The organism is Burkholderia multivorans ATCC BAA-247, from assembly GCF_000959525.1.
In the GTDB taxonomy this organism is placed as follows: domain Bacteria; phylum Pseudomonadota; class Gammaproteobacteria; order Burkholderiales; family Burkholderiaceae; genus Burkholderia; species Burkholderia multivorans.
In genome coordinates, this window is the sequence record NZ_CP009831.1 from 1,533,407 (window position 1) to 1,551,704 (window position 18,298).

Here is an 18,298-nt window from a genome sequence, read left to right on the forward strand (position 1 = left end):
CCACGCTTGATATTTCTCAAAAATCGGCGCGGACCTGAAATGTACGCGCACATTCCGGAACGGACAATGGTTTTATAGTCCATTCAATGTGTCGCCATTCGTAACGATCGCCATTTCGCTGCATTTTTGTGTCGTCGGCGCGACACGTGTGCGACACGAAGCATGTCGCGTTCCGCCTCACAGACGCTCGGTTAGAATCGCGTGCAATCAAACAGAAAGCTTCCCTCCGAGGGCATCGAGCGATGAAGCAACGCAAACACGATAACAAACCTGAGCGAATCCATCATCCCGATCGCGCTCGTCGTCTCTGGCAGGCAGGCGCACTCGCGGCGCTCGCCGGCGCCGCGGCGCTGTCGCTGCATGCGGGCGCGGCGCGCACCGTCAGCGTCTCGCCGCAAGGCACCGTCACCGAAGTCCGGCAGGCCGTCGTCAAGTTCGACGAAGCGATGGTCGCGTTCGGCTCGGCGTCCGCGCCGAATCCCGCGCGCGTGACCTGCACCGACGCGGCTGCCGCGCGCGGCCAGGGCCATTGGCTCGACGACAAGACGTGGGTCTACGATTTCGAAAACGACCTGCCGCCCGGCGTTCGGTGCGCGGTCGCACTGAACGACACGCTGCGTTCGGTCGCGGGCAACGCGCTCGGCGGCCCGCATCGCTTCGCGTTTCAAACGGGCGGACCGTTCCCGGTATCGGTGCGGCCCGGCGCGCGCGAGATCGAGGAGCGGCAGGTGTTCGTGCTGAAGCTGAACGGCCCGGCCGACGAGCGCTCGGCGCTCGCGAACATCTGGTGCGAAGCGGCCGGCATCGGCAACCGGATCCCCGTCGCCGCCGCGGACGGCGCGACGCGCACCGCGCTGCTCGACCACTTCGGCTGGAAGCGCGACGCCGCGCGCGTGCTGACGCTGCAATGCGCGCAGGCGCTGCCGGCCAGCGCGAAGATGCAGCTCGTGTACGGCAAGGGTGTCGCGAGCCCGAGCGGCATCGCGAACGAGACGGAGCGGCGCTTCGACTTCACCGTGCGTGCGCCGTTCGCCGCGAGCTTTTCGTGCGAGCGCGAGAACGCGAACGCGCCGTGCACGCCGCTGCGTCCGCTGACGCTGACCTTCAATGCGCCGATCGCGCGCAAGGACGCGGAAGCGATTCGGCTGCGCGGGCCGGACGGCGCACTGTCGCCGACCTTCGCGGCCGACGACCGCAGCGACGAAGTGACGACCGTCACGTTCGCCGCGCCGTTGCCCGCGCAGGCCGCGCTGACGATCGAGCTGCCGACGCGGCTGCACGACGTGACGGACCGCCCGCTCGCGAACGCGGACCTGTTCCCGCTCGCGACACGCACCGCGCCGATGCCGCCGCTCGCGAAGTTTTCGTCGGGCACGTTCGGCATCGTCGAGCGTTTCGCCGAGCCCGATACGCCGGCACTCGTCCCCGTCACGCTGCGCAACGTCGAAGCCGATCTGCACGTCGCGGGCCTGAACGCCGGCGATGCGCAATTCTCGAACCTGAAGGTCGACGACGACACGGCGATCCGCGAATGGATGCGCAACGTCGAGCGCTTCGACAACTGGGCGATGACGGCCGGCGCGATCGACGAACGGATGCCCGGCCTGCTGACGCGCAAGGGCCAGCACCCTGTCTACGTGCCGCTCGCGGCCGGCGAGCGAATGCCGGCGCCGAAGGATCGCCGCATCGACGTGCGCTCGCTGTCGCTGCTCGGCGGCGAGCGCGGGGTGCAGACGCTCACGCTGCCGAAGGCCGACCCGAAGACGCTGCGCCCGTTCGAGGTCGTCGGCGTGCCGATCGACAAGCCGGGCTTCTACGTGCTCGAACTCGCGTCGCCGGCGCTCGGCCGCTCGCTGCTCGCGAAGCCGTCGACGATGTACGTGCGCACCGCCGTGCTCGTCACGAACCTCGGCGTGCATCTGAAACAAGGCCGCGACAACAACCTCGTCTGGGTCACGACGCTCGACAAGGGCAAGCCGGTGCCGAACGCGCAGATCCGCGTATCGGACTGCAACGGCGACGAGATCGCGGCCGGCAAGACCGACGCGCAAGGCCTGCTGAAGATCGACGGGCCGTTCGAGCCCAAGCGTGAATGCCGCTCGTCGGATACCTTCAACGACTACTTCGTGTCGGCACGCGTCGACGATCCGAAGACGGGCCGCGACATGGCCTTCGTCAGCTCGAACTGGAACCGCGGGATCGAGGCATGGCGCTTCAACGTGCCGACCGACACCGACCATGCGCCGACCGTGCGCGCGCACACGGTGTTCGACCGCACGCTGCTGCGCGCGGGCGAAACTGTCTCGATGAAGCATTTCGTGCGCACCGAGACGCTGCAGAGCCTCGCGTTCCCGTCGCAGTATCCGACGCGCGTGACGATCCGCCATCTCGGCAGCGGCCAGACCTACAAGCTGCCGCTCACGTGGGCCGCCGACCATAGCGCGGACACGCAGTTCGCATTGCCGGCCGCCGCGAAGCTCGGCGAATACAGCGTCGAGCTCGAAGACGGCCCGGACGATGCGCCGACCAGCAGCATCTACAGCGGCAGCTTCCGCGTCGAAGCGTTCCGGCTGCCGGTGCTGAAAGGCACGATCGGCGCGCGCGATGCGCAGACGAGCCCGCTCGTCGCCGCGAAGGAAGCGCCGCTCGACGTGCAAATCGACTACGTGTCGGGCGGCGGCGCATCGAACCTGCCGGTGCAGGTGTCGGCGCTGATGAAATGGGCCTCGCCGCCGTTCGCCGACCGCTTCGAGGATTTCAGCTTCACGCCGTATCGTCCCGACACCGGCGACGGCATGGCCGACGACGATGAACAGGACGACGACGACCGATCGTCCGCGAACGGCGATCCCGACGCGACGAAGCTGATCGCCGACAAGCTGCCGCTGACGCTCGACCGCAACGGTGCTGGCGCGATCACGCTGAAGGGGCTGCCCGCGATCGACGCGCCGAAGCGCATTGCGCTCGAAGCGACCTTCGCGGACCCGAACGGCGAAGTGCAGACGATCCGCGGCGACACGATGCTGTGGCCCGCCGCGGTGGTGGCCGGGATCAAGGCCGGCCGCTGGGTGTCGGTCGGCCAGCGCGTGCCGGTGCAGGCGCTCGCGGTCGACTTGCAGGGCAAGCCGCGCGCATCGGTGCCGATCGAGATCAAGGGCGTCGCACGGATCACGACCTCGTCGCGCAAGCGGATGGTCGGCGGCTTCTACGCGTACGACAACAAGAGCGACACGCGCGATCTCGGCGTGCTGTGCTCGGGCAAGACCGACGACAAGGGCCGCATGGCCTGTGACGCGACGCTCGAACAGGCCGGCAACGTGCAGCTGATCGCCGTCGCGAAGGACGGCGACGGCCGCACGTCGAACGCCTCGACGTCGGTATGGGTCACGCGCGAGGACGAACTCTGGTTCGGCGGCGACAACACCGACCGCATCGACGTGATCCCGGAGAAAACCGCGTACGAGCCCGGCGAGACCGCGCGCTTCCAGGTGCGCATGCCGTTCCGCTACGCGACCGCGCTCGTCGCGGTCGAACGCGGCGGCGTGATGGAAACGCACGTCGTCGAGCTGAACGGCAAGAATCCGACGGTCGACCTGAAGGTCGACGCAAGCTGGGGGCCGAACGTCTACGTGTCGGTGCTCGCGCTGCGCGGCCGGATTCGCGAGGTGCCGTGGTATTCGTTCTTCACGTGGGGCTGGAAGGCGCCGGTCGAATGGGCGCGCGCGTTCTGGCGCGAAGGCCGCCACTACGAGGCGCCGACCGCGTTCGTCGATCTGTCGAAACCCGCGTTCCGCTACGGTCTCGGCGAGATCAAGGTCGGCACCGGCGTGCACCGGCTCGGCGTTACGGTGACGACCGACGCGACGCGCTATACGGTGCGCGGCACCGCACGCGCACAGGTCAAGGTCACGCTGCCGAACGGGCAGCCGGCGCCGGCCGGCACGCAGATCGCCGTCGCGGCCGTCGACGAGGCGCTGCTCGAACTGATGCCGAACGCGAGCTGGGATCTGCTCGACGCGATGCTGCGGCGTCGCGCATACGGCATCGAGACCGCGACCGCGCAGATGGAAATCGTCGGCCGCCGGCACTTCGGGCGCAAGGCCGTGCCCGCGGGTGGCGGCGGCGGCAGCGCGCCGACGCGCGAGCTGTTCGACACGCTGCTGCTGTGGAACCCGCGCGTGACGCTCGACGCGAACGGCAGCGCGACCGTCAACGTGCCGCTGAACGATGCGCTCACGCGCTTTCGGATCGTCGCGATCGCGGCGGTCGGCGCCGATCGCTTCGGCACCGGCAGCACGTCGATCCGCAGCACGCAGGATCTGCAGCTGATCTCCGGGCTGCCGCCGCTCGTGCGCGAAGGCGATGCGTTCCGCGCGCAGATCACGCTGCGCAATACGACGGACCGCGCGATGCAGGTCGCCGTGACGCCGCGCGTGACGGGGCTCGACCTCGCACCGCAGACCGTCTCGATCGCGGCGAACGCGGCCGCCGAGGTCGGCTGGACCGTGACCGTGCCCGAGCAGGCGCTCGACGCAACGGGCGCGCTGAACTGGCGCATCGAAGCGGCGGAGCAAGGCGGCAAGCGCGCGTCCGATGCACTGGCCGTCGCGCAGAAGGTCGTGCCCGCGTTGCCGGTGACCGTGCAGCAGGCGACGCTCGCGCAGGTCGACGGCACGCTGACGGTGCCCGTTTCGGCGCCGGCCGGCGCCGTCGTCAATGCGCAGGGTGCGCCGCGCGGCGGCATCGCGGTGTCGCTGCAGTCGAAGCTGGCGGACGGCCTGCCCGGCGTGCGGCGCTGGTTCGAGCGCTATCCGTACCGCTGCCTCGAGCAGCAGACGTCGCGCGCGATCGGCCTGCGCGATGCCGCGCAATGGCAGGCGCTGGTCGCGCGCATGCCCGTTTATCTCGACGGCGACGGGCTCGCCAGCTACTTCCCGCCGGCGTCCGACGACGCGCACTCGGGCAGCCCCACGCTGTCGTCCTATCTGCTCGTCGTATCCGACGAAGCCGGCCGGCTCGATCCGCGCTTCGCGCTGCCGGAAGACCTGCGCACGCAGCTCGAGGCCGGGCTCGCGCGCTTCGTCGACGGACGCATCGAGCGCAACAGCTGGGCGCCGCGCCAGGACCGCGACCTGCGCAAGCTCGCGGCGATCGAGGCGCTGTCGCGCTACGGCGCCGCGCAAGCCCGCATGCTCGGATCGATCGAGATCGCCCCGAACCAGTGGCCGACGTCCGCGCTGATCGACTATCACGCGATCCTCACGCGCGTGAAGGACATTGCGCAGCGCGACGAGAAACGCGCGCAGGTCGAGCAGATCCTGCGCGCGCGCCTCACCTATCAGGGCACGCAGCTCGTGTTCTCGACGGCGCGCGACGACGATCTGTGGTGGCTGATGACGAGCAACGAGACCAACGCCGCACGCCTCGCGCTCGAATTCGCGGGCGATCCGGCGTGGAAGGACGAGATGCCGCGCGTGACCGCCGGCCTGCTCGCGCTGCAACGTCAGGGCGCATGGCAGACGACGACGTCGAACGCGCTCGGCCTGCTGGCCGTCGAACGCTTCTCGCGCACGTACGAGAGCGCGCCCGTCGCCGGCACGACGAAGATCGCCCTCGGCGACAACGAGCGCACGATCGCGTGGTCGCAGCCGCCCGCGGCCGCCGACGCACCGGCATCGGCCACCGCCGCGACGCGCGCGGCCGCTGCGCGCAGCGTGCTGATGCCGTGGCCGCGCACCTCGCAGGCGCCGGCCACGCTGTCCGTCACGCAGGACGGCACGGGCCGCCCGTGGGCGACCGTCGAAAGCCTCGCGGCCGTGCCGCTGCGCGCGCCGTTCGCGGCCGGCTACCGGATCACGAAGACGGTCACGCCCGTGCAGCCGGCCGTCAGCGGCGTGCTGACGCGCGGCGACGTCGTGCGCGTGCATCTCGACATCGACGCGCAGAGCGACATGACGTGGGTCGTCGTCAACGATCCGATTCCGTCCGGCGCGACGATCCTCGGCTCGGGCCTCGGCCGCGATTCCGAAGTCGCGACGCAGGACGAGAAGCGGCCCGACGGCGCCTGGCCCGCGTTCGTCGAACGCGACTTCGACGGCTACCGCGCGTACTACGACTATTTGCCGAAGGGCAAATTCTCGGTCGAATACACGGTGCGGCTGAACAACGTCGGCACGTTCGGGCTGCCGCCGACGCGCGTCGAGGCGCTGTACGCGCCGTCGGTGTATGGGCTGTGGCCGAATCCGCCGGTCACCGTGAAGCCGGCCGCCGCGAGCCGCCCATGAGCGCGACGCGCGCGCCGAAGTCGCCGCGGTTCGCGCGCATCGCAGGCCGCCTGCTGCTTGCGACCGCGCTCGCGTTCGCGGCGCCGGCCATCGCGCACGCGCTGCCGAGCTACGACGACGTACGCGGAGCGTGGCGCAGCACCGACTGGGTGCTGCTTGCCCGCGACGGCACGCCGCTGCAGCGCACGCGCGTCGACCTCACCGAGCGGCGCGGCGACTGGGTGTCGCTCGCCGACGTCTCGCCCGCGTTCCGCGAAGCGATCGTCGTGTCCGAGGACAAGCGCTTCTACGCGCACAGCGGCGTCGACTGGCGCGGAATCGCGGGTGCCGCGTGGGGCAATCTGTGGAACGAGCGCACACGCGGCGCCTCGACGGTGACGATGCAGCTCGCGGGCCTGCTGGGCGATTCGCCGCGTCGTTCGGGGCAGCGCTCGCTGCCGCAGAAGGCCGTGCAGGCGATGGACGCGCTGCGCCTCGAGCGCAGCTGGCGTAAGGACCAGATTCTCGAGGCTTATCTGAACCTCGTGCCGTTTCGCGGCGAGACGGTGGGGCTCGCCGCGCTGTCGCAGGTGCTGTTCGCGAAGGCGCCGTCCGGCCTCGATACGCGCGAGGCCGCGATCGCCGCCGCGCTCGTGCGTGCGCCGAATGCAACGCCGGCGAAGGTCGCCGAACGCGCGTGCCGGATCCTGCGCGACATGCGCGCCGCCGACGCTTGCACGTCGCTCGACGGCTACGTGCAGCTCGTCACGGCGCGCCCCGCCGCCGCGGTCCGCGACGACGGCGCGGCGCTCGCGCCGCATTTCGCGCGGCGCATCGCCGCCGAAGTACGGCCGGCCGCGGGCGCGCGCGTGCGCTCGACGCTCGATGCGTCGCTCCAGCGCTTCGCGCGCGATACGCTGACGCGTGCGCTCACCGAGCTGAACGCGCCCGCGCACCGGCGCAACGTGCAGGACGGCGCGGTCGTCGTGCTCGACAACGCGACGGGCGAAATCCGTGCGTGGGTCGGCTCGTCCGGCGCGCTGTCGAGCGCACGCGACGTCGACGCCGTGCTCGCGCCGCGTCAGGCCGGGTCGACGCTGAAGCCGTTCCTGTACGCGCAGGCGATCGACGAGAAGCGGCTGACCGCGGCGTCGCTGCTCGACGACGCACCGATCAACCTCGCGGCCGGCGGCGGACTGTACATCCCGCAAAACTACGACAAGGACTTCAAGGGCTGGGTCAGCGTACGCAGCGCGCTCGGCGGCTCGCTGAACGTCCCGGCCGTGCGCACGCTCGTGCTCGTCACGCCGCACCGCTTCGCGCGCACGCTGACCGCGCTCGGCCTGCCGCTCGCGCAGGAAGGCGACTACTACGGCTTCAGCCTCGCGCTCGGCAGCGCGGACGTCACGCTGCTGTCGCTGACGAACGCCTACCGCGCGCTCGCGAACGGCGGCGTCGCGCGCAAGGTCGTCGACCTGCCGGCGCCGGCGTCCGGCGCCGCGTCGCCCGCGCGCGCAGCGGACGGCACGCGCGTATTCAGCGAAGCCGCCAGCTTCATCGTCACCGACATCCTCGCCGACAACAACGCACGCGTGCGCACGTTCGGCTTCGACAACCCGCTTGCGACGCGCTTTTTCTCGGCGGTGAAAACCGGCACGAGCAAGGACATGCGCGACAACTGGACGATCGGCTATACGTCGCGCTATACGGTCGGCGTGTGGGTCGGCAATGCGGACGGCTCGCCGATGTGGGACGTATCCGGCGTGACGGGCGCCTCGCCGGTCTGGTCGGCGATCGTCGGCTATCTGCACCGCGACGTACCGAGCCGCGCGCCGCGCGCACCGTCCGGTGTCGAAGCGCGCCGCATCGCGTTCGAGCGCGACGTCGAGCCGCCGCGCAACGAATGGTTCGTCGCGGGCACCGCGCTCGACACGATCCGCCTGGCGGCGCCGGTCACGCCCGACAAGAACGGCACGCGCGCGCCGTTGACGATCGGCGCGCCGACCGACGGCACGATCTTCGCGATCGATCCCGACATTCCGCCGAAGCACCAGCGGATCTGGTTCGAGCGCACGGCCGGCCGCGCGGCGCGGTTCGCGTGGCGGCTCGACGACAAGATCATCGGGCACGGCGATCGCATCGCATGGATGCCGTGGCCGGGGCGGCACCGGCTCGAACTCGTCGATGCGCGCGGCAACGTCGCCGATGCGATCGGCTTCGAGGTGCGCGGCGCGTTCGCCAAACCCGACGCGCGCAAGCCGTAAGGTCGGCGCGCGTCGGTTCGCGGGCCGCGCGCGGAAGCCGGGGGGCCCGCGTGGGCGACATTGCGGCTTGCTGCCGTTGCCCGACGCTGCATTGCGCGCCGCCGCCGAGTTTTTTGGTCATCCCTCATTCGCGCGCCGCGCGCCGAAGCCGGGTGCCGGCGTGGGCGGCAGTGCCGCTTGCTTCGGTTACCTGACGCCGCATCGCGCGTCGCCGCCAAGACAGACAAGCGTCGCGCACATCCCGGACATAGAATAGGAGCGGCGCCACGCGCGCCCCACTCCGGCTGCCCCTTTCCCCGAGCGTCCGCGACCATGAACCCTCTCGCCCTGCGCTTCATCCGCTCCGCGCTGAGCACCGGCTGCGCTGCCGCGCTGACGACGCTCGCGGCCTGCAACGGCGACGCGTGCTTCGGCCTCGACGTCTGCTTCAACGACGGCACGCAGCCCGTCGCGGTGTCGGGCACGGCCGCGACCGGCCATGCGCTCGCCAGCGCACCGGTCACCGTCAGTTGCGCGCAAGGCTCGGCGACGACGCTGACCGACGGCGGCGGCCACTACCGCGTCACCGTCGACGCGACGCTGCCCTGCGTGATCGCCGTGACGTCGGGCGGCACGACGCTGCATTCCCTCGCCTATGCGGGCGGCACCTTCAACACGACGCCCGAAACGGAATTGCTGCTCGTCTACCTGGCCGCGCAGCTCGGCACGAATACGGCCGGCCTGATCGGCAATTTCCAGGGCACCGCACGCTATCGGCAGGCGATGGGCAGCGCGGACGCGGTGCAGGCCGCGCAATCGGCAGTGGTCGCGAATCTGCAGCAGCAATACACCGTCACGCTCTCGACACCGACGTTCCTGACGACGCCGTTCACGGTCGGTCAACCGGGCGTCGACGGCGATCTCGACGCGCTCGCAAAGGCCGGCGCGATCGACTCGACCGGGATGCCGGCTGCGGCGGCCGTTGCGCTGCTGACGCAGTCCGGCGCGGCGCATCCCCTGTGAACGCTGCGCGCGCTTACGCGGTCTCGCCGCTCCCGCATGCGACGGTCGCGGCCTGCTGCTGCGTCAGATAGCGCAGCAGCTTCGTCACCATCCAGACGACGACGAACGACAGCGCGACGAAGAACAGCGCGAGCGGCGTCAGCACCTGCACCGAGACGAAGCCGGCGAGCCCCATCATCGCGGACGACACGAGCAGCAGCGCGCAGCCGAGAATCGCGCTGGTGAGCCCCGCGATATGCGGGAACAGCGAATTGCCCTTGGCCATCAGCGTCGGATACATCGCGCCTGCGCAGAAGCCCATCACGAGCACCGGCGTCGCGAGCGTCCAGACGCGCAGGCCGACGGTCAGCGCGAGCACGAGCATCGCGACGGCCGCGCACGCCATCGCGCGTGCGCCGATGCGCAACCGCTGCTCGGCGCTCGGCAGGCCGCGTCCGTGAATCCGGTTCGACAGGCCGCCGAGGAAATACATCAGCCCGATGCCGAGCGCGAGATAGCCGAAGAACGTCGGCGGCTGGTGCAGCGTGTTCTGCACCATGAACGGTCCGACGATGTTGAACACGAGCAGGATGCTGTAGCACAGGCCTTGCGCGAGGAAGCAGCTCTGGAATACCGGGCTCGCCAGCACCTTGCCCGCATTCGCGATCAGCGTGCGCGGCTCGAGATGAACGGGCTTCGGCAAGGTCTCCCGGTAGCGCCACAGCAGCGCCCACATCACGAGCGAATACACGAGCAGGAACACGAGGCACGCGCGCCAGCCGAACCAGGTCTGCAGATGCGCGCCGATCACCGGCGCGACGATCGGCGCGAGCCCCCACGCGATCGACATGTAGGTGAACGCGTGCATCAGCGCCTGCCCCGAGAACGAATCGGTGATGATCGCCTTCGCGAGCAGGTTCGTCGTCGCGATCCCGAAGCCCTGCAGACAGCGCGCGAGCACGAAGGTCTCGAGGTTCGGCGCGCCGAGCGACAGCAGGCAGCCGATCGTATAGATGACGAGACCGAACGCGAGCACGCGCTTGCGGCCGTACGCGTCGGCGATCGGGCCGAAGATCAGCTGACCGAGCGCATACGCGGCCATGTAGCCCGACACGCTCGACTGGATCGCCTGCGGCGTCGTCGCGAACGAGCGTGCCATGTCGGGCAGCGCGGGCACGTAGATGTCGATCGCGAGCTGGCCGGCGGAAGCGAACAGGCAGATCAGGAACAGCAGGAAGCGCGGCGAGTTCGACTCGCGCGCGGAAGCGAGTGTGGGATTCATGAGGACGGGAACGATTCGAACGGCGGCGACGCATCGCCACGTCGTTCGAAATGCGAACACGTGTGCGCGGCGCGTGGGTGCGTATTGTGCCTGTTGTTGCGCGGCACGATGCGATTCTCCCTGGCACCGGTGCGGTTGAACCCGGATTGCGGCGGCCGGCCGTGCGTGCATCGCCCCGCCCGCAGCCCTTGCGCCCCGCCATGCCGCCGCGGCTCGGCGCCTGTCCCGATTTTTAATTCTGACTTAAGCTTGCCGACGCATAGTCACGGTGGCTCGCTGCGCGAGCCGCACGATGAAGTGGAATGTCATTCGATCAGTTTCGCTCGATGGAGAAACAACTATGCGATTCCGTTCGTACATGGCGGCGGGCGCGCTGGCACTGATGCCGGTCCTCGCTCTGGCCGGTCAGGCAGCAACGGCCCCCGCCGCGCAACCGATGTTCGTCAATGTGAACGGGCAAGCCGTGCCCGTGAAGGCCGAGACGCGCGTCGTGCAAACGGCCGCCGGTCCGATGAAGGTCAGCACCTGGAGCTGGCATAGCCCGAACGGCAGTGCGAGCTTCGAGATGCAGACCTCGACCGGCGGCATGCCGCCGGCCGCCGCGCTGCGGCAAATCCAGGCCGCCGAGCTGCAGATGCGTGCCGCCCAGGCGCAGATGATCGCGATGCAGCAGCAGATGATGGCGCTCCAGCATGTCGCGCTCGCAAATGCGTTCGCGATGCCGATGCCGCAGCCGGTCGCCTTCGCGATGCCGATGTGGGCGATGCCCGAGCCGGTCGTCGTGCTCGTGCCGGCGCAGCCGCCCGCGAAACGCCCGGCTGCACCCGCCGTGCCGGCCGCGCGCGGCCCGCAGGTCAGCATCTGACACTGCGTACGCATCGCATGCCAGAACCGCCGGCGCGTGCCGGCGGTTTTTTTATCTCCTCCCGCAGCGAGCGCGCCTGCACGCCCGCGCCGCGCGCGGTACTTCTCGGTACTTTCCGCCGGTTGACACGCGGCCCCGCCCTCCGCCTATACTCCTCGCAGCGCCAACGGATTGTTGAACAATCCACCATCCGAATTGACGCCTGACCGGCCACTGCAAAGGCTTCCGGCCGACCGCCCGTATCCGCCACCTTCGTCGAGAGCAACGCGTCATGTCCAGCTATCCCGCCGCTTACCAGGTCACCAAAGGCTCCGTCCTGAACGTCGACAAATCGTTCTATGCCGCGATCGCGCAGCGTCGCGACGCGCGCGAGCGCATCGAATCGCACGTCGTGCCGATCCGCAGCGGGTTCGCCTGGACGGTCCCGGCCGGCCACGTGTTCCGGATCGTCACGCTCGAGGGGCCGCAGGTCGCCGATCTGAACATGTGGAACCTGCACAATCCGCGCGAGCGGATGTGGGCGTCGCGCACGCGTCAGTTGCAGGCGGCGCACGTGACGACGTTCGATCGCCTGTGGTCGACGCTGCCGTATCTGCGCCCGATGGCGACGATCACCGACGACACGCTCGCCGACTACGGCGTCGACGGCGACGGCGGCCGTGTGCACGACCTGCTCGGCACACGCTGCGATCCGTACGTCAACAAGCTGCTGACCGGCGAGGACTTCCATTTCCACTGCCACTCGAACCTCGTGCGCGCGGTTGCGCCGTACGGGCTGACCGAATTCGACGTGCACGACGTGCTGAACGTGTTCCAGTGCACGGGCCTGAACGACGACGACAAATACTTCATGAAAGCCTGCCCGGCGAAACCGGGCGACTATCTGGAGTTCTTCGCCGAGATCGATCTGTTGTGTGCGATGTCGACGTGCCCGGGCGGCGATCTGTCCGTGCCGATGTGGGGGCCCGACGCACGCGATCCGATCGACGTGTGCCGGCCGCTCGGCGTCGAGATCTACCGGCTCGATTCGAGCCTGCTCGCAGGCTGGTCGTCGCCGGCCGTCGCGCCGTATCGCGGCCAGCACGGGATGCAGCCGCCGCAGGCGAGCTGGCAGCACGACGGCACGGCGTGACAAAGCCCGTAGAATGGCGAAACGCCGCCGGCCGGCCACGCCGGCGGCGATCGGACAGGAGCGAACGGACAGCATGGCAAGCGAAAAAGCGAGAGGACAATCGGTCGCCGACCGGATCAGCCATCAATTGCGCGAGCACATCATCAGCGGCAAGCTGCCGCCCGGCACCGCGCTGATCGAGATGGACCTCGCCGCCGAATACGGCACGTCGCGCAATTCGCTTCGCGAAGTCCTGCATCAGCTTGGCCGCGAGGGGCTCGTCACGTTCGTGCGGCACAAGGGCGTGGTCGTGCGCACGCTCAATCGCCAGGACGTACGCGATCTGTACGTCGCGCGCCGCACGCTCGAACTGCATGCGCTCAATACGGCCGAGCTTGCGCAACCGGTGCTGCTCGACAAGATGCAATCGGCGATCCGCGCGGCCGAGCGCGAACTCGCGAAAGAGAACTGGCAGGCCGTCGGCACGCATAGCCTGCGGTTTCATCAGCATATCGTCGCGCTGCAGAAGTCCGCGCTGCTCGACGAATTCTTCCGGACGATCTCTGCGCAGCTGCGTCTCGTGTTCGCGTCCGATCCCGACGAGAAACGCGTGCAGACGCCCGACTGGATCGAACGCGAATACCGCATCTACGATCTGCTCACGCAGAACCGCCGAAGCGAAGCCGTGACGGTGCTCGCACGCTATCTCGACGATTCCGAGCGCATGCTCGTCGACGCGATCCGCCGCACCCATCGCGACGCCGCGTAGCGCACGCAGCGCACGCCGCATGCATGCCGCGCGATGCGGCACGCATGCGACGACGGCGGGCCAGCCTTACACGTCGTCGCCGGCCGGCAGCGCATAGCTGCCGTCTTCGCGATGCGTTTCGCGCCCCGTCAGCGGCGGATTGAACACGCAGACCAGATGCAGATCGCCGCGCGTCGCGCGCAGAATGTGCGCGTCGTTCCGGTTCAGCGCGTAGACCGTGCCCGGCGTGATGCGGTGCACGTCGCCGGTTGCCGTATCGACCACCTCCCCTTCGCCTGCGACGCAATAGTTGGTCTCGAAGTGATGCTTGTAATGCAGATGCAGCTCCGCGCCTTCGTGCACGCGCGTTTCGTGAACGGAATAGCCGACGCCGTCCTGCTTGACGATCATCCGCTTGCTGTCCCAACCAGGCCCGCTTGCGTGGCGTTCGGTGTGGGCAATGTCGGCCGATCTTACGACGATCATGAGCACCTCGGAATGGTGACGATGAAAAACGGCAGGGCGTGCCCCGCCGACGGGAAACGGTTCATCTGCATGCGTCCAGCGCGTGTTCGACGCGCACTGCCGCATCGAGCAGGCTTGCATCGCCGCCGCGGCGTCCGGTCATCAGCAGCCCGATCGGCCTGTTCCGCCGGCGGTCCGCCGGCACGCTGATGCTCGGCAGATCGAGCCGGTTCGCGAACTCGGTGAGCCGGAATGCGCGCGCATTCTGCGCGAGATAGACGGCGGTGTCGGCCAGCTCGGGCATACGCGGCGGCAGCATCGGCACCGTCGGCGTGAGCACCGCGTCCGCTTCGCCGAGCGCCGCGTCGTACGAGTCGGCCAGTGCGCGCAGACGCACCAGCGCAGCCGCATAGTCGTGCGCACGCACCTGCTCGCCCGCAGTGATGCGTGCGGCGACGAGCGGGTCGTAGCGATCCGCGCACGCCGCGAGCCGCGCGCGATGCAGACTGAACGCCTCGGCCGCGATGATGCCGCCCTCGCGCGCAGCCGCACCGGCCTCGACGATGCAATCGAGCCGCTTGCGCTCGATGCGCGCGCCGCACGCGGATAGCCGCGACAGCCACGCGTCGAACGCCTGCGCGACCGCTGCATCGGTGTCGTCGGTCGCGAAGCGTTCCGGCACGACGAAATGCAGGTCGCCGATTCGCGCAGGCATAGGCGCAGCCGCACCAATCGCACGGCCGTGCAGCGCGGCGTCCGCATCGCGGCATCGCGCGGCCGTCGCGGCGATCAGGCCTGGCACGTCGAACGTCGTCGACAGGAATTGCATGCCCGCATCGGGATAGCGGCCGCGCGAGGGCTTGAACCCCGCCACGCCGCAGAATGCGGCCGGAATGCGAGCCGATCCGCTCGTGTCCGAGCCGACCGACAGATCGGCGACGCCCAGCGCGATCGACACCGCGGCGCCCGAGCTCGACCCGCCTGCCACGCGCTCGCGATGCGCGTCGAGCGGCGTCGCCGGCGTGCCGTAGGTGCGGTTCACGCCGAGCGCGCCGTACGCGAACTCCGTCATCGCGGTCTGCGCAATGAGCACGGCGCCGGCGCGTCGCAGCGCCGCGACCACTGCCGCGTCGGTGCGCGCCGGCGGATCGTCGGCGAGTACGCGCGAGCCTGCATGCGTGACCCAGCCTTCGCAGTCGAAACACGCCTTCACCGTCAGCACCGCACCGGCCAGCGGCGCGGCGCCGCCGTGACGCGCGCGCCGGTCCCATTCGTGCGCCTCGGCGAGCGCCGCCGCGTCGCGACGCGCCAGCCATGCGGTGCCGATGTCGTCCGGATGCGCGGCCGCACGGGCAATGCATGCGCGCAACCGGTCGACGCAGGGGCGCGCGTCGCGCCGTTCGTCGTGCGGAAAATCGAAGCCGTTCATGCGTGAGCCTCGCGTCCCATCATGCGAAGTGAACATGCCGCAGAAAATCCTTCACGCGTGCGTCGCCGCTCGCCCGTATGCGCTCGGGCGGCACGTCGTAGAGGATGCGGCCGTTCTCCATGAAGACGATGCGGTCGGACACCTTGAACGCGAAGTTCATTTCGTGCGTGACGATGATCATCGTCATCCCTTCCTTCGCGAGCGTCTCGACGACTTTCAGTACTTCGCCGACCAGCTCCGGATCGAGCGCCGACGTCGGCTCGTCGAACAACATGATCGACGGGCGCGTCGCGAGCGCACGCGCAATCGCGACGCGCTGCTGCTGGCCGCCCGACAGCTGGTGCGGATACTTGTTCGCATGCTCGAGCATCCCGACCTTCGACAACAGCGACAGCGCCTGCACGCGGATCGCATCGGTATCGGCCTGGCGGTGATAGCACGGCGCCATCATCACGTTCTGCAGCGCGGTGCGATGCGGAAACAGGTTGAAGCTCTGGAACACCATGCCGATATCGAGGAGGCGGTCGTTCGGCACGCGCGGCGGATGCGCGCCCGCCGCACGAATGAACGGCGCGCCGTACAGCTCGATCTCGCCCGCGTTCAGCGGCGCCAGCCCATTGATCGTGCGGATCAGCGACGTCTTGCCGGACCCCGACGGCCCGATGATCGACACGACTTGCCCGGGCGCGACGTCGAGATGAATGTCCTTCAGCACTTCATGGCGGCCGTAGCGCTGCTGGATGCCCTTGAGCCGCAGTGCGAACTCGGCGGTCGCACGCGGCCGTGGCGCGGCGGCCGCTGCCGACAGCGGCAGCGCCTCACTCGCCGGCGCCGGCTGCGCCGCCGTGCGGCGGCTGACGTCGAGATGCCGTTCGAGATAGCCGAGCAAACGGCTGAATACCGTGACGATCAGCACGTAGTAGAACGCGACGGCCAGCATCGTTTCGAACACGAGGAAGTTCTGCGTGTACAGCCGTTGGCCGACGAGCAGAATCTCGGCGAGCGAAATCACCGACACGAGCGAAGTGAGCTTCACGATCGTGATGAACTCGTTCGCGAGCGCCGGCAGCGCGATGCGGATCGCCTGTGGCATCACGATCATGCGCTGGATGCCGGTGAAGCGGATGCCGAGCGCACGGCCGGCCTCGAGCTGCCCGCGCGGCACCGACAGAATGCCGCCGCGATGGATCTCCGCGAAATACGCCGTCTCGCTGAGCACCATCGCGATCAGGCCGGCCGTGAACGGATCGGACAGCACGGTGCTGGTCGCGGGAAACACCTGCGGCAGGTTGTAGATGAACACGAGCAGTACGAGCAGCGGCAGGCTCCGGAAGAACCAGATATAAGCGGCCGCAGCGCGTTTGAGCGCCGGCTGATGCGACTGCCGCGCCAGCGCGACCGGAAAGCCGAGCAGCACGCCGAACACCCACACCGACACGCTGAGCTTCACGACGACGACGCATGCGCGCCAGAAATCCTTGTCCCACAACAGCTGCAACGCATAGTGCCAATCGAACTGCATCGGAGACTCCTCAACCGGCGGAAGGGAAAGCGGCCGCCCGCGCATCGCGCGAGGCGAACGGCCGCCGCTGCGGCGTACGCGCGAACGCGTGCGGCTACTTCGCGGTGCCGAGCGCGGCCGCGACGTCGGCGGCCGTCGGCTCCTGCAGCCCGTACTTCTTCACGAGACTGCCGTATTCGCCGCTGCGCTTCGCGTCGTTCAGCGCACCTTCGAGCGCGTGCTGCAGCCCGCCGTCGCCCTTCGTCACGCCGAGGCCGATCACGATCGGATACAGCAGCGTCGTGGAGCTCGGCTCGACACGCCCGTTCGTCTGCTTCGGAATGCCCTGCGCGACGGCCGCGTCCTCGATCTGCACGTCGACGGCCTTCGACATCAGCGCGGACGTCGCCTCCGGCGACGTCGGAAATTCGAGGATCGCGATTTCGCCGCGGCCCGCCGGCTTGCAGGTGTCGGTCGAGATCGCGCGCAGCTTCGGCGTCCACGACGCGCCCTTGATCGAGCCGACGCGCTTGCCGCAGAGTTCGTCGGGCGTTTTCGGCCGATACGCGCTGCCCTTCGCGACGAGCAGCGATGCGCCCGTCTTCAGGTACGGCACGAAGTCGACCTGCTTCACGCGATCGGGCGTCACGTACAGCGCGGAGGCGACGACATCGAAGCGGCGCGCCTTCATGCCGAGAATCAGATCGGGAAAGCGCGTGTCGAGGAAGACCGGCTCGAGCTTCAGATGCGTCGCGAGCATCCGCGAGAACTCGGCATCGAAGCCGGCCGGCTTGCCGCCGTCGAGATAGGCGTACGGCGGATAGGTGAGATCGGAGCCGATCAGCAGCGTGCCGGGCTTCACCGTCTGCAGCGGCGCCGCCGATGCGAGCGAAGCCGCGAAAGCCAGCGGCACGAGCGCGCCGCGAAGGAAACGTCGAAGCGAAGACTGACCGGACATGGCGTGACTCCCGATTTTTCGGCTATCGCGCAAACGGCTCGCAACTGCGCCTGCGCGCCGCCCCATGCGGCTCCGCAGGTTTTTACGCCGAAAATTGTTGAACAATTTCGGCCGATTCTGACCAGTTCAAATTGAAATCTGAATCCGGGTTTACGCCCGGACCCGATGCGGGCATGCGGAGCGTGCGCGCATGCATGCGATCGCGCGGCGTGCGGGCGCGTGTGGGAACAAAAGGGAATCAACGATGGGTGAACACGACGCGGATCGGCGGTTCAGCTGCGTCGCGCGGAGGGAACGGCACGTGCATCGGCAAGCGACGTCGCGCGGGCTGCGCGCGCCGCGTTGCAGGCTATGCAACGGATCGTGAGACGGCCGCACCGGCATCGGACGGCCGCGATGTTTCGCCGATCATACGACGCATGCGTCGTGCG

At 69.0% G+C, this 18,298-nt stretch carries 11 protein-coding genes; 6 read left to right on the plus strand and 5 right to left on the minus strand.

The genetic code is table 11. From position 1 onward, the window contains the following. Positions 1–242: 242 nt before the first annotated feature. The 3 genes from NP80_RS08965 to NP80_RS08975 all read left to right on the plus strand — a co-directional run bounded on the left by NP80_RS08965 (position 243) and on the right by NP80_RS08975 (position 9,529). Positions 243–6,284, plus strand: coding sequence for an alpha-2-macroglobulin family protein (locus tag NP80_RS08965; RefSeq protein ID WP_045593388.1), 6,042 nt, complete (start codon positions 243–245; stop codon positions 6,282–6,284). Continuing rightward, positions 6,281–8,527 carry a penicillin-binding protein 1C gene (pbpC, locus tag NP80_RS08970; RefSeq protein ID WP_045593553.1) on the plus strand — a complete coding sequence of 749 codons (2,247 nt, stop codon included), beginning with the start codon at positions 6,281–6,283 and terminating at the stop codon, positions 8,525–8,527. The genes NP80_RS08965 and pbpC overlap by 4 nt, the downstream gene beginning before the upstream one ends. Positions 8,528–8,839: 312 nt before the next feature. After that, positions 8,840–9,529 (plus strand): hypothetical protein, encoded by a 690-nt coding sequence (locus NP80_RS08975; protein WP_006410351.1) that lies wholly within the window; start codon positions 8,840–8,842, stop codon positions 9,527–9,529. Positions 9,530–9,542: 13 nt separating this feature from the next. On the opposite strand, the gene NP80_RS08980 is transcribed toward NP80_RS08975, so the two are convergent. Then, positions 9,543–10,790: a multidrug effflux MFS transporter gene (locus NP80_RS08980; protein WP_006410346.1), complete on the minus strand. Its 1,248-nt coding sequence runs from the start codon at positions 10,788–10,790 to the stop codon at positions 9,543–9,545. Between the two features lie 340 nt (positions 10,791–11,130). Between NP80_RS08980 and NP80_RS08985 the strand changes: the two genes are divergently transcribed. From NP80_RS08985 to NP80_RS08995, 3 genes are all read left to right on the plus strand, one after another. Further along, a complete protein-coding gene (locus tag NP80_RS08985; RefSeq protein ID WP_006408460.1) occupies positions 11,131–11,655 on the plus strand; it encodes a hypothetical protein in 525 nt (174 codons plus the stop codon). Between the two features lie 271 nt (positions 11,656–11,926). Then, positions 11,927–12,787 carry an urea carboxylase-associated family protein gene (locus NP80_RS08990; RefSeq protein ID WP_006410352.1) on the plus strand — a complete coding sequence of 287 codons (861 nt, stop codon included), beginning with the start codon at positions 11,927–11,929 and terminating at the stop codon, positions 12,785–12,787. A gap of 73 nt (positions 12,788–12,860) precedes the next feature. Further along, a complete protein-coding gene (locus NP80_RS08995) occupies positions 12,861–13,535 on the plus strand; it encodes a GntR family transcriptional regulator (RefSeq protein WP_006403383.1) in 675 nt (224 codons plus the stop codon). Positions 13,536–13,601: 66 nt separating this feature from the next. Here the strand turns inward: NP80_RS08995 and NP80_RS09000 are convergent, their stop codons facing one another. The 4 genes from NP80_RS09000 to NP80_RS09015 form a co-directional block, all read right to left on the minus strand. Further along, positions 13,602–14,000: an ectoine synthase gene (locus tag NP80_RS09000; protein ID WP_006403382.1), complete on the minus strand. Its 399-nt coding sequence runs from the start codon at positions 13,998–14,000 to the stop codon at positions 13,602–13,604. Between the two features lie 61 nt (positions 14,001–14,061). Beyond that, complete coding sequence (locus tag NP80_RS09005) at positions 14,062–15,408, minus strand: amidase family protein (RefSeq protein WP_006410344.1); 1,347 nt, start codon at positions 15,406–15,408, stop codon at positions 14,062–14,064. Positions 15,409–15,427: 19 nt separating this feature from the next. After that, positions 15,428–16,930, minus strand: a complete 1,503-nt coding sequence (locus NP80_RS09010) for an amino acid ABC transporter permease/ATP-binding protein (protein ID WP_006403380.1) — start codon at positions 16,928–16,930, stop codon at positions 15,428–15,430. Positions 16,931–17,024: 94 nt separating this feature from the next. Beyond that, on the minus strand, positions 17,025–17,867 hold the full coding sequence (locus NP80_RS09015; protein WP_006410350.1) for an ABC transporter substrate-binding protein: 843 nt from the start codon (positions 17,865–17,867) through the stop codon (positions 17,025–17,027). Positions 17,868–18,298 lie beyond the last annotated feature (431 nt).